This window comes from Marinobacter sp. (genome assembly GCF_039977835.1).
Taxonomy (GTDB): Bacteria; Pseudomonadota; Gammaproteobacteria; order Pseudomonadales; family Oleiphilaceae; genus Marinobacter.
Map to the genome: position 1 here is coordinate 225,315 of NZ_JBDWCL010000072.1, position 12,459 is coordinate 237,773.

General features: G+C 54.9%; 13 protein-coding genes. 3 read left to right on the plus strand and 10 right to left on the minus strand.

Annotation, left to right across the window (positions count from 1 at the left end):
• Positions 1-6: 6 nt before the first annotated feature.
• Together ABJM11_RS21665 and ABJM11_RS21670 are read right to left on the minus strand one after the other, a co-directional pair.
• Entirely contained in the window at positions 7-1,005 is a 999-nt protein-coding gene (locus ABJM11_RS21665; RefSeq protein WP_348295437.1) for a TRAP transporter substrate-binding protein, read from the minus strand.
• A 216-nt stretch (positions 1,006-1,221) separates the two neighbouring features.
• Entirely contained in the window at positions 1,222-1,902 is a 681-nt protein-coding gene (locus tag ABJM11_RS21670) for a PEP-CTERM sorting domain-containing protein (protein ID WP_348300425.1), read from the minus strand.
• Between the two features lie 513 nt (positions 1,903-2,415).
• Here ABJM11_RS21670 and ABJM11_RS21675 point away from each other — a divergent pair.
• Positions 2,416-3,195: a nidogen-like domain-containing protein gene (locus ABJM11_RS21675; RefSeq protein ID WP_348295439.1), complete on the plus strand. Its 780-nt coding sequence runs from the start codon at positions 2,416-2,418 to the stop codon at positions 3,193-3,195.
• A gap of 70 nt (positions 3,196-3,265) precedes the next feature.
• Here the strand turns inward: ABJM11_RS21675 and ABJM11_RS21680 are convergent, their stop codons facing one another.
• The 5 genes from ABJM11_RS21680 to dapA all read right to left on the minus strand — a co-directional run bounded on the left by ABJM11_RS21680 (position 3,266) and on the right by dapA (position 7,830).
• Positions 3,266-4,273 carry an NAD-dependent epimerase gene (locus ABJM11_RS21680; RefSeq protein WP_348295440.1) on the minus strand — a complete coding sequence of 336 codons (1,008 nt, stop codon included), beginning with the start codon at positions 4,271-4,273 and terminating at the stop codon, positions 3,266-3,268.
• Between the two features lie 20 nt (positions 4,274-4,293).
• Positions 4,294-5,025 (minus strand): TIGR04219 family outer membrane beta-barrel protein, encoded by a 732-nt coding sequence (locus ABJM11_RS21685; RefSeq protein ID WP_348295441.1) that lies wholly within the window; start codon positions 5,023-5,025, stop codon positions 4,294-4,296.
• Between the two features lie 35 nt (positions 5,026-5,060).
• Complete coding sequence (gene purC, locus ABJM11_RS21690; RefSeq protein WP_348295442.1) at positions 5,061-5,774, minus strand: phosphoribosylaminoimidazolesuccinocarboxamide synthase; 714 nt, start codon at positions 5,772-5,774, stop codon at positions 5,061-5,063.
• Positions 5,775-5,819: 45 nt separating this feature from the next.
• Positions 5,820-6,851 (minus strand): outer membrane protein assembly factor BamC, encoded by a 1,032-nt coding sequence (gene bamC, locus ABJM11_RS21695; RefSeq protein ID WP_348295443.1) that lies wholly within the window; start codon positions 6,849-6,851, stop codon positions 5,820-5,822.
• Positions 6,852-6,954: 103 nt separating this feature from the next.
• A complete protein-coding gene (dapA, locus tag ABJM11_RS21700) occupies positions 6,955-7,830 on the minus strand; it encodes a 4-hydroxy-tetrahydrodipicolinate synthase (protein WP_348295444.1) in 876 nt (291 codons plus the stop codon).
• 74 nt (positions 7,831-7,904) lie between these two features.
• Between dapA and ABJM11_RS21705 the strand changes: the two genes are divergently transcribed.
• The gene (locus tag ABJM11_RS21705) at positions 7,905-8,372 is read left to right on the plus strand and encodes a peroxiredoxin (RefSeq protein WP_348295445.1); all 468 of its coding nucleotides are present in this window, start codon (positions 7,905-7,907) and stop codon (positions 8,370-8,372) included.
• On the opposite strand, the gene ABJM11_RS21710 is transcribed toward ABJM11_RS21705, so the two are convergent.
• Positions 8,369-9,445 (minus strand): AI-2E family transporter, encoded by a 1,077-nt coding sequence (locus tag ABJM11_RS21710; RefSeq protein WP_348295446.1) that lies wholly within the window; start codon positions 9,443-9,445, stop codon positions 8,369-8,371. The two genes, ABJM11_RS21705 and ABJM11_RS21710, sit on opposite strands and share 4 nt — an antisense overlap.
• A 30-nt stretch (positions 9,446-9,475) precedes the next feature.
• On the minus strand, positions 9,476-9,703 hold the full coding sequence (locus ABJM11_RS21715; RefSeq protein WP_348295447.1) for a sulfurtransferase TusA family protein: 228 nt from the start codon (positions 9,701-9,703) through the stop codon (positions 9,476-9,478).
• A 159-nt stretch (positions 9,704-9,862) separates the two neighbouring features.
• Here ABJM11_RS21715 and ABJM11_RS21720 point away from each other — a divergent pair, with 159 nt between their 5' ends.
• A complete protein-coding gene (locus ABJM11_RS21720; protein ID WP_407070026.1) occupies positions 9,863-11,341 on the plus strand; it encodes a M48 family metalloprotease in 1,479 nt (492 codons plus the stop codon).
• A gap of 2 nt (positions 11,342-11,343) precedes the next feature.
• Here the strand turns inward: ABJM11_RS21720 and nadA are convergent, their stop codons facing one another.
• Entirely contained in the window at positions 11,344-12,405 is a 1,062-nt protein-coding gene (gene nadA / locus ABJM11_RS21725; RefSeq protein ID WP_348295448.1) for a quinolinate synthase NadA, read from the minus strand.
• Positions 12,406-12,459: the final 54 nt, after the last annotated feature.

Consider the following 12,459-nt stretch of genomic DNA (forward strand, 5'->3'; position numbering starts at 1 on the left):
CTTTGGTTATTGCTGCTGCGCTTCACGAATCCGTTCGAGATAGTCACCAAACTGACTACCGTACTTCTCATAGACTGGCGCAACGGCAGACTGGAAGGCTTCCATGTCCGGGTCTTCTACTATTTCCATTCCCGATGCCCGCAGCTCGGCCAACTGCTCGGACTCCATTTCAGCGTTGACGCTGCGCTCATGTTCGGCGGCTTCCTGGGCGGCCTGTTCGATGACCCCCTGAGCGGCTTCCGGCAGGCCGTCCCATACCGACATCCCCATAACAAATATCGCCGGCGCGTAAGTGTGCCGCGACATTGTCATATGATTCTGGGTTTCATGGAGCTTGAAGGAGTGCACAACGTTGACCGGATTTTCCTGGCCATCAATGGTGCCTTGCTGCATGGCAGTCAACGCCTCGGTCCAGGCCATGGGTACGGCATTTGCCCCTAATTCACGGAAGGTGTCGACGTAGACAGGATTTTCCATAACACGTACCCGCAAGCCATCAATGTCATCCGGGTGGCTTACCGGACGCTCGCTGTTGGTGAGGTTGCGGAAACCACGCTCAGCATACGCGAGACCCTTGAGGTTGACCTCACTTAACTTGTCCAGCAGCTCCTGGCCAATGGGGCCGTCAAGCACCGCGTAGGCGTCTTCCGGAGACGAAAACAGGAACGGCAGCTCAAACACCGCCATCTCTTCTACGAAATTGGCAACCGGACCATTGGTGATGACGCCCATGTCGACCGTGCCAATCTGCATACCCTCGAGCAGGGTGCGTTCGTCACCAAGAGAGGCATTCGGGTAGATATCAATTGTTACCGCGCCATCTGTACGCTCACTGACCAGCTCCTGAAATTTAACAGCAGCAATGTGGAAGCCATCCTGCTCGTTAACCACGTGAGCCAGGCGCAAAGTCACCGGTTCCATATCCGAAAATTCACTGGCAGACAGCGAAGAGGCAAGGCCCAGCGTTAAGCCAAGTATCGCAGTAGCGTGGACGAGTTTATTCATCATCTTTTCCTTTTTATTTTGATTAATTGGTGGTGTGCCCTCCAGCTCCCTGGCTGTCAACGAGCTTACATTCCAAGCCTGTTCTCAGAATAACAGCAATCGACTACATGGCAAGCTCCGCTTGCTGTAGGCAACTGATTGTATTAAGCAAAAAGGTAGGCCTGCTCGAAACAGACTGCAAACAGGCCTACCCCGATCAATCATGAAATGTCGTTATCAGCGTTTGAGAATCCGCCTGCGGAATCCTAGTCCGGCCAGACCCAGCCCAAGCATCGCCAGTGTTCCCGGCTCTGGCACAGGATTAGGTGTGCCGGGTGTGCCCGGAGTCACTGAACCAAAGGTAATATCGTCGTAGCCTGTCTGGTTCGCAGTACCGGAAAAGTCGATTGAACGTGCCAGGCCATTAAAGCCCACTCCTATGGCATCCCAGTTGCAGAACTGTCCGGTTGGATCCCCTGAACAATTGTCACTGAATTGTGCAGTCAGGTTTAGCGTTGCCAGCAGATCACCCGTGGCATCCAGCCCGGAATATATGCCAATGGAAGCCGCGGTCGATGATGTATAGAAAAATGAAAATCCTGTGTCGAACCCGGCTGCCAGGTTCATCACCGAAGATCCACCTGATAACCAGAACATGATGGTATCGGGGCTTGGTTCGTTAGCAAAGTTTCCATTTCCACCCGCGTCCTGGTCAACTATGCCCAGCGTGTTACCTGAAAACTCCACCCCATAATCAGTACCGGAATTACCTGCCGAGTCGGTACCGCCATTATAGAAGTCCTGTATGCTGGCCTGGTTCCCTATACCTTCGAAGTCCAGTACGATCGGTGCTGCCATAGCTGCTCCACCCATACTGCACAGGCCCGCCGCCAGAAAAACTGTCTTAACCCTGTTCATGATAAACATCCTTGATTTTTCAGATTAATTGAGACTGCCCCGGGAATTAAGCATTTTCTATACCTGTACCCCAGAAAACACATAAATGAGATTTAAAATCCAATAATTACAACACTGTGATTATCGAAAGGACGGTTATTCCCGTTTTCAGGAAACCTGAATATCAGGGAGGCATGTAAAATTACATGACACTTTTTTAAGGTAAAAGCGCCCATTCACCTGACTCTTATAGCGGAGACAAAAAGCGCCCTTTGTCAGAGACTTATGGCGTATATCTGGCAGACTTTTTTACGGTTTTCCTGTAAGAACTGGCCGAGAAATCTGACTTGATCATATAAATCAATGAGGTGCGCTATTGGTCCTATATTTGCAACACGGAGCGCCAAGCGACAGATATTTTCTTCGCTTGTAGAGATCAGTCAGTAACAAATAAGGATATATCAAATGGATAGGTTTTTAGGAAAAGCGCTAGGCATAACTGCACTTTCTATGGCCGTTGGACTGTCATCGTTAATGGCTCCCACAGGCGCGCACGCTGCCGCCATCGTTTCAGGATTCGACAGCAATACCCTCGACCGTAATGACGACGGTTCCGATGGCCCCGTTAATTTTGGCTTTACCGCCAATTTCTTCGGCATTGAGCACAATGAACTCTATGTCAACAATAACGGTAACATCACCTTCGATTCGTCGTTGGCGACCTTTACGCCTTTTGATCTGACCTCTACCGGGCAGCAGATCATCGCTCCCTTCTTCGCCGACGTTGATACAAGGAGCGCTGGCGAAGCTGTCACCTATGGCACTGGCACGTACGAAGGGCGGAATGCGTTCGGGGTGAACTGGATTGATGTCGACTACTTTTCCAGCAGCCCCTCACACACTAATCGCAATAGCTTCCAGTTAATTCTGGTGGACCGTTCAGACGTCGCCGCGGGTGATTTCGACTTCATCTTTAACTACGACCAGATACAGTGGGAAGCCGGCACAGCCAGCGGCAGCGATGCGGATGGTCTTGGTGGCGACTCGGCCCGGGTGGGGTATTCAAATGGTACCGGTGACCCGGGAACATTTTTTGAGTTAGCCGGTTCGGCGGTGAACGGTGCTTTCCTTGACGGCGGGCCTGATGCCCTGGTTTCGAACCGCCGGAACTCGGATGTGGATGGCCGTTATGTGTTTTCAGCACGCAACGGAAGCGTTGACAACCCGGTTGAGGTACCTGAACCCGGTTCGCTCGCCCTGATCGGCCTTGGTCTGGCAGGCCTTGGCCTTGCGCGCCGCCGGCGTGCTGGCTGATTAGAGGCATATCTGAGGAAAGCTGAAACGGCGACCCAAAGGTCGCCGTTTCAGTGTGTGGATTAACAGCCTAAACCTTGTAGAAATCCCTGTACCAGTCGACAAAGTTGGCAATACCCTCTTCCACCGAGGTGGACGGTTTGTAGCCCACATCGGTAATCAGGTCATCCACATTGGCGTAGGTGGCCGGCACGTCACCCGGCTGCAGCGGCAGCAGGTTTTTCTCCGCCTTTTTGCCAACACGCTCTTCGATGATTTCGATAAAGCGGGACAACTCTACCGGGTTGTTGCTGCCAATGTTATAGAGACGATACGGTGCCTTGCTGGTGCCAGGGTCCGGTTTTTCGCCGCTCCACTGGGGATTGGGCGTGGCGACGCTGTCCAGGGTCCGGATCACGCCCTCAACAATGTCGTCGATGTAGGTGAAATCCCGCCGGTGATTGCCGTGGTTGAACACATCAATGGGCTCGCCGGCCAGGATCTTTTTGGTGAATATGAACAGCGCCATGTCCGGCCGGCCCCAGGGACCGTACACGGTAAAGAACCGCAGACCGGTGGTGGGCATGTTGTACAGGTGGCTGTAGGTGTGGGCCATCAGCTCGTTGGCTTTCTTGGAGGCTGCATACAGGCTCAGGGGATGGTCCACGTTGTCATGCACGGAGAACGGCATGGTTTCGTTGGCGCCATATACAGAGCTGCTGGAGGCGTAAACAAGGTGCTTCACGTCATTATGGCGGCAGCCCTCAAGGATATTGGTGAAGCCCACCAGGTTGGCGTCGATGTAGGCATGGGGATTCTCCAACGAATACCTTACGCCAGCCTGGGCTGCCAGGTGAACCACCCGTTCCGGCTTGTGTTCCCGGAACAGCGCTTCCATCGCGGGTCTGTCGGCAACATCCTTACGGACTTCGGTGAACCCCGGTTTACAGGTCAGGCGCGCCAGGCGCGCTTCCTTGAGAGTCGGATCGTAGTAGTCATTGACGTTATCCACGCCAATGACTTCGTCACCGCGGTCAAGCAGCCGATGCGCCAGATGGGAGCCAATAAAGCCCGCCGTACCCGTTACCAGAATCTTCAAAGTCCTTTCTCCCTGTTCCTTCAGAAGGTCAGCCCGGCACTGATAAACGGGCCGCCCAGTTCAATGTCCAGACGATCATCGCTGTCTTCGTAATCAATGCTGATCTGGCGATAGCCGGCACGGAGCTGCAACAGCGACAGCTCGTACTGGCCATAGGCGTTGTAGTCGTAAACCGAGTCACCGTCGAAGCTGATCAGGTTGGCTTCGCCACCCACAGACACACCTGTCAGGGGAAGATCAAACCGGGCGGCGAGATAACCCATGGGGATAACGCCGTCGACTTCGGTCTGGGAAACACTGCCGGCACCACCGACTTGCTGAACAGTCAATTCGCCATCAAGATTCCGGGCTGTCAGGCCAAGGTCCATATTGACCCAGTTATCGAGAACCTCGTAATAGAGCGTGACATCAAACTGGGTCAGATCAAGATCGGAGTCAACGGGGCCAACATCAACCAGGTCGAACTCTGTAGACAGTTCACCAGTTCCACTCTGCTCAATACGGGTGTAGTTGAGCCGTACATTCGGCAGTACCGGTACCGGATGCTCGAAATAGGCGCTCAGGTTGGCATTGGTGTCGTTATCCAGATCCAGATCATTTTCAACGTCGACAAAATCATTTTTTTTGCCCGCTTCACCGGACAAGTCGGAATCCCAGTAACTGATATTCGCTCCCACCCCGAGAACATCGGCAGAGACAACGGGAGCGGCAACCATCAGTGAGCCGCCGAGGGCGAGAATCAATTTACGCATAATGCACCTGTTTTCTGTTTGTTGGTTTTGAGGGATCAGTCAAAACTGATACCGAGCCGACGACCCACCTCTTCGTAAGTCTCGATTACATCGCCCAGTCCCTGACGAAAGCGGTCCTTGTCCATTTTCTTACGGGTTTCCTTGTCCCATATACGGCAACCATCGGGACTGAATTCGTCACCCAGAACTATCTCGCCCCCTGCGCGGCCGAACTCGAGTTTATAGTCCACCAGGAGCATGCCGGCTTCGTCAAACAACGCCTTGAGAACATCGTTAACCTTGTAGGTCAGCTCTTTCATTCTCGCAAGTTCATCGGCTTTCGCCCAGCCAAAACTGACCGCCAGCGACTCATTCACCATGGGGTCATGCATGGCATCGTTTTTCAAGAATAACTCAAACGTGGGCGGATTCAGTTCCAGTCCTTCGTCCACTCCCAGGCGGCGACACAGGCTCCCTGCCGATATATTGCGCACCACGCACTCAACCGGGATCATATCCAGCTTCTTGACCAGGGACTCGGTACCAGACAGCAGGCCTTCAAAGTGAGTGGGAATACCCGCAGCTTCAAGTTTCTCCATAATAAAGGCATTGAAGCGGTTATTGACCATGCCCTTGCGATTCAGCTGTTCTTTTTTCTCGCCGTCAAAGGCGGACGTATCATCTCGAAACACCATGACGAAACGATCGGGATCGTCTGTGCGATAAACAGATTTGGCCTTGCCTGCGTAAAGTTCTTCACGCTTTTCCATCTCGGGTCTCCGGATGTGCCCGCACTGCGCGGGCACTGCATGCTGTTAGTAAAGGTATTCGAACAGTTCCGACAACAGCTCCGGGGAGCGGTCGTCGCCGGTATAATCTTCGGCGCGGTTAACACTGACCACGATATCTCCGTCGTTCTGCTCAAGCCGCACGTCAAAGGTGTGTTCAGGCTCGGGATCCTCCGAGAACCAGCTGAACCAACCGGGTTCGCGTTCCGATTCCGGACGGAAGTCGACAAAGAAGTAGCCCTCTTCGCGGTTCAGATCCACTACCGGTATTTCGGCTTCATCAAGTGAGCGCTTCACCTCTGCCCAGGCGCGACCATAATCCAGGCTCATGACAATCTGCCGGGGAGTCTCGTCGTCAGAAACCAGGCGGACAAGCGGTTCACTGACCATACCCAATGCTGCGCGGGAATAGGACTTGGTATCTTCGCGGTTCTTCAGGTGCTCAGCCAGATCATTGAGCAGACGTTTGCTGGTCTCCAGCTGCTCCTGGGTCCGACGGTCCCGGGTACCCCATGCGAGCAATTCGGCAGGATCGCCCCCGACCTCAAACGAGCGAAACTGGATCTCGGTGGTTTTGCGCCGAACACCCGGGGCGATTCGGGCCTGCACCACAATTCGTGCTTCCTGCCCGTCGGGGTCGTCTGGCAGATCCAGGAGTTGCCTGGCCTGCTTACTGAAGTTCGCCAGTTCACTCTGAATCAGTCCCAGTTGAGGGTTATCGTAAGCCACCCCAAGCCCGTTCTCATTCATATACGTGGTCACCGCTGGCCACAACCGGCCCGGAACGTCGTTCACCAGAAGCCACACCTGGCCGTCCAGTTCCTCAATCACATAATTCTCGTCGAGGATATCGGACGTCATGTCAGGGGGATTGGGAATGGTGTCACGGTACATGCGGCCTGAGTCGGCCGCGCTGATTTCACGGATGGGCATTACCTGGGTGAACTTCCCCTCCTCCGCCGTAGGCGGTAACTCCAGAGGTGTTCCTTCCGGTTCGTCAACGTAGCGTTCGGAGCGATCTTCGATAAAGCTACAGCCGGCGAGGGCCAGAACAAGCATCAGGCCCGGGAGGGGCCTGATGAAATATGCGGATCTAGTGTTTTCTGTGCTGAACCTAAACGCCATCAGGCGACTCCAGTTACGATAGATGATACAGCCCGACTCAGAGTACGCCAGAGGCTCTCAATGCTTCTTCCACTTCGTTATGGAACTTGTCGCTCAGCGGGGTAAGTGGCAGGCGAATACCTTCACCAATCATGCCCATGCGATGGAGCGCCCACTTGACTGGAATCGGGTTCGCTTCAAGGAACAGTTTCCTGTTCAGGGGCATCAGCAGTTCGTTGAGCCTGTCGGTTTCCTCCTGATTGCCGGCAATAGCCGCTTCACACAGTGCAGCCATGGCGGCGGGTGCAACGTTCGCGGTCACCGAGACATTGCCCTTGCCACCGGCCAGCATCAGGCCGGCAGCGGTAGCATCATCACCGGAATAGACCACCAGCCGGCCCTTGACTGCTTCTATAAGCTCAGCGCCACGGGGAATGTTCCCGGTGGCATCCTTGATACCAATGATATTGGGGATGTCAGCCAGGCGCTCAACGGTTTCATTGAGCATGTCGCACGCGGTGCGGCCGGGCACGTTATAAAGGATCTGGTTTACCGGAACCGCTTCGGCAATGGTCTTGAAGTGACGGTACAGGCCTTCCTGGGTCGGCTTGTTGTAATAGGGCACGACCAGAAGGCAGGCATCCGCGCCCAGCTTGTGGGCTTCTTCCGTCAGCTCTATGGCTTCGCGGGTGCTGTTGCCACCGGTGCCGGCAATTACCGGAATACGGCCATCGACGCGTTTTATGATATGGCCCACGACCCGCATGTGTTCGTCCGGGTCCAGTGTTGCGGATTCACCCGTGGTACCAACGGCCACAATACCGTGTGTCCCGTTATCGAGATGAAAGTCCACCAGCTTATCAAGGTGCTCCCAATGGATGCTGCCATCGGAATGCATGGGCGTGACCAGTGCAACAAGGCTCCCCGTAATCATAAAAGCTCCGTACGAATAAAAACGATATGGTAATGTTGGGCACCACCTGACACAAGGGAATTAAAGGAGATGTCATGCCCGCCCCCGAACTGAATCAACCTGTCGATGATTTTGCGGCTCAGGCCACCGGAGATCAAACCGTTCGTTTGTCTGATCTCAAAGGCAAAAACGTCGTCCTTTATTTCTACCCCAAGGACAATACCCCGGGCTGCACGACCGAAGGCCAGGACTTCCGGGACCGCATCGAGCAGTTCGAAGAACTGGATACCGTCATCTTCGGCGTCTCACGAGATAGCCTGAAGGTTCATGAGAATTTCCGCAAGAAACACGGTTTCCAGTTTCACCTAATCTCCGACAAGGAAGAGCACCTGTGCCGGCAGTTTGATGTTATCAGACTCAAGAAACTCTACGGCAAAGAATACATGGGGATCGACCGAAGCACCTTTCTGATCGACTCAGCCGGAGTCCTTCGTAGGGAATGGCGCGGTGTCAGGGTCAAGGACCACGCCGACGAAGTACTTGAGGCGGTAAGGAGCCTTTAAGGCTCCTTTGTCACCGCTGAATGCGCCTTATTCACTGGCCATGCTGCAAATATCGCCTTGAGCATGGTTGCCAGCGGGATGGCGAAGAAGACACCCCATAGCCCCCAGATACCTCCGAAAAACAGAACCGCCACAATAATCGCTACCGGATGCAGGTTGTTCACCTCCGAGAACAGGACAGGCACCAGCACGTTTCCATCCAGAGCCTGGATAACACCATAGGCGACCATTACCCATATAAACTCGCTACCCCAGCCAAACGCGAACAGCGCTATCATGGCTACCGGGAGAGTAACGACTGCCGCACCGATATAGGGAATCACAACGCTCAACCCGACCATCAGCGACAAAAGTGCAGCGTAAGGCATCCCCAGCAGCTTGAACGACACGTAGGTCACACCACCAACAATCAAAATCTCAACGGCCTTGCCACGCACATAGTTGGCACATTGCAGATTCACCTCGTGCCAGATCCGGACCATCATCGGGCGTTGGGATGGCAGCATCCGGGACATTGACTCGAGAAGGACCCGACGATCCTTGAGAAAAAAGAACACCAGAATGGGTACAAGGACCATGTAGATCAGCAGGGCGACCAGGTCCGGTATGCTCGCCAGGGAAAACGACACCAGCCACTGGGTCATTCGCCCCGCTTCCGTCGTCACCTGGTTATAGATGGTATTGATACCTTCCATGGATATCAGTGTCGGGTACTGCTGGGGCAGCACTTCAAGGTAGGACTGCATCTCCCGGAAAATACGCGGAGCCTCACCAGCGAGAGACGTTACCTGGGTCCAGATCAGTGGTAACAGACCGAACAGGAAGCCGATCAGAACACCGAGGAATACGAAGAAGACGCCGATGATGGCGACGAGCTCCGGTACGCCCATTTTGTTGAGCTTGGTCACCAGGCCCTGAAGGATGAAGGCGATGATTATGGACGCTATCGCAGGCGCCAGCATTGAACCGAACAGGATGACAAAGACAACACCTGCCAGTATCAGCAGGAAGAGAATGACGGCTTCTTCATCTGAAAAGTATTTGTGAGCCAGGCCACGTAAAATTCTTATCATTCACGACTCCGAACGGTCATCACTGCGGGTTCAGCCGCCGCACTTTATCACAAAGATGAAGCAGCCACCCTGTTCGGATGAACTGACCAGCTCATGGTCAGATAACCGGAGGAACGCAGGAATATCCCGTGCGGACCCCGCGTCGGTTGCAATTACCTCCAGCTCCTGGCCGGGGGACATGCTGTTCAGTTCGAGCTTGGTTTTCAGTAACGGCATAGGACAACGAAGCCCCGATGCATCAAGTGTTCGGTCAGCCATGACAACCAGATACCCGTAAGGTCAAAATTAAGAGCCGGCATTATGCCGACAGTGTTACTTTAATGCATCACAATCGTAACGGGCCACACACACAGGAGCGAACTTTCAGTGGCACAATGCTGTCTGACAAAATCACATGACAAGGGACGCCGTCCATCCATGACCCCGAGAGATCAAAGCCCTGCGCTCTGGCAGGGAGTACTGGCATTCACGCTGATGCTATTGTTGGGCCTGTTTTCAGGTAGAACGCTGGCGCAATCGCCGGACAGCACCCTGCCCTCCATTGGCGGAGCCGGAGGCGGTTTGATTTCAGGCCAGCAGGAAGCCGAAATCGGTCGCCAGGTCATGACGTCTATCCGTCGGTCGGCACCGCAGATCACCGATCCACTGGTTTACGACTATCTCAGCTCGGTGATTTACCAGTTGGTTCCGTCGGCTCCGCTTTCCAGCAGTGACCTGACCCTGGCTATTATCGACAGCCCTGACATCAACGCGTTTGCGGTGCCGGGAAATATTGTCGGCGTCAACGGTGGGTTATTCCTGAATGCCAGCAGCGAACAGCAATTCGCCTCTGTACTGGCCCACGAACTGGCACACCTCAGCCAACGCCATTTTGCCAGGCGCCTGGAGCAACAGGAGGCCAGTACACCTCTGACTATTGCAGGCATGATCGCAGGCATTGTGTTGTCAGCGGTGACCCAGTCGGACATCGGCATTGCCGCCATTGCCGGCACCCAGGCGCTGGCAATACAGAATATGCTGGCCTATAGCCGGGCCCACGAGCAGGAAGCCGACCGTATTGGCATGGAAATACTGGCGGATTCGGGCATGGACCCGAGAGGGATGCCGGAAATGTTCGAGATCATGATGCGCCAGAACCGGCTTCAGGGAAACCGGGTTCCGGAGTATCTCTCTACCCACCCACTCACCCAGAACCGTGTTTCCGATACCCGCAATCGTGCTGAGCAATACCCTCGTCGGGACGTGGCGGATGCTCAGGAGTACCATCTGGTGCGTGCACGTCTCCAGGTGCGTTACGCCAAGTCACCACAGATTGCCGTAGAGACCTTCCGGGATTACCTGGACCGCCCGGATACCGAGAAGCCGGATGCCGTGCGCTACGGGCTTGCCGTGGCCTTACAGCACAGCGGGGACTATACCGAAGCGAGCAATGAACTTGAACGACTCCTTGATAGCGCACCGGGACGCATTACCTACCAGGTCACTCTCGCCGAAATCATGATTGAACAGGGCCAGCTGGAGCAGGCCCGCAGCATGCTTGAGGAAGCGCTGGACCGTAATCCGGGGAACTATCCGATTACCGATATGCTGGCGCAGGTTGAAACCGAGGACGGGAATGGAAAACGCGCAGCGGACTATTTGCACCAACTGACGCGGGAGCTACCGCAAAAAGAACATCTCTGGCTTCGGCTTGCGGAGGCCGAGGGGATGGCACGGAATATTGTGGGTGTTCACCGGGCCCGTGCCGAACACGATATCCTGATGGGGGATCTGGAGTCGGCCCAGCGACAGCTGCGCCAGGCTCAGGAAAGGCTGCCAGCCGGTGCGCCCCTGAGACAGGTGGTGACAGAACGCCTGTCTCAGGTTTCCGCCAGACTCAACCAGCAACGTAGCTGATATCAGGCGTTACCAGCGGCCTTCAGGTTCATGTTGGCGGTAAAGTCCAGCATCCTGTGAAGGGGCTTCAGCGCCTTTTCACGCAGCGCGGGGTCGACATGAACTTCCTGATCGCCGTTTTCAATGACTGATAACAGGTTCTCCAGCCCGTTCATCGCCATCCATGGACAATGAGCGCAGCTGCGGCAGGTGGCGCCGTTGCCTGCCGTTGGCGCTTCAATCAGGGTCTTGTTGGGCGCCAGTTGCTGCATCTTGTAGAAGATACCGTTGTCTGTCGCAACAATGAACTGTTCATTGGGCAGCGTCTGTACGGCATGGATCAGTTGCGATGTGGACCCGACCACATCGGCCATTTCCACCACCGCGTCAGGGGACTCCGGGTGAACCAGTACGGCGGCGTCCGGATACAGAGCCTGAAGATCCTCCAGCCCACGGTATTTGAATTCTTCGTGAACGATACAGGAGCCGTCCCACAACAGGACATCGGCCCCGGTGGTCTTCTGGACATAATGGCCAAGATGCTTGTCCGGGGCCCAGAGAATTTTCTCACCACGGGCATCCAGTGATTCCACAATAGCCTGGGCACAGCTGGACGTAACCACCCAGTCAGCTCTCGCCTTCACGGCGGCGGACGTGTTGGCGTAAACCACAACGGTTCTGTCCGGATGCTGGTCACAGAAATCCGCAAACTCGTCGGCAGGGCAACCAATATCCAGGGAGCAGGTTGCTTCCAGGGTCGGCATCAGCACCCGCTTCTCCGGGTTGAGAATTTTCGCGGTCTCGCCCATAAAACGTACACCGGCGACGACGACGGTCGACGCCTGGTGCTGATTGCCAAAACGGGCCATTTCCAGGGAATCCGCGACACAGCCGCCAGTCTCCTCAGCCAGGCGCTGAATGTCCGGGTCCGTGTAATAGTGGGCCACGAGTACGGCATCCTGAGCCTTCAGGGCGGCCCGGATGCGGAACTCAAGGTCGGCTTTTTCGGCCTCACTGAGGCTCTTGGGCTCAGCCTGGTGTGCCAGGTGTTCCTGAACCAGAATACGGTCTTCACCTCGTGTCATCACAGCATCTCTGTATTGCGCATTAACCTGCGGAGTATATCATCTGGAGTCGAT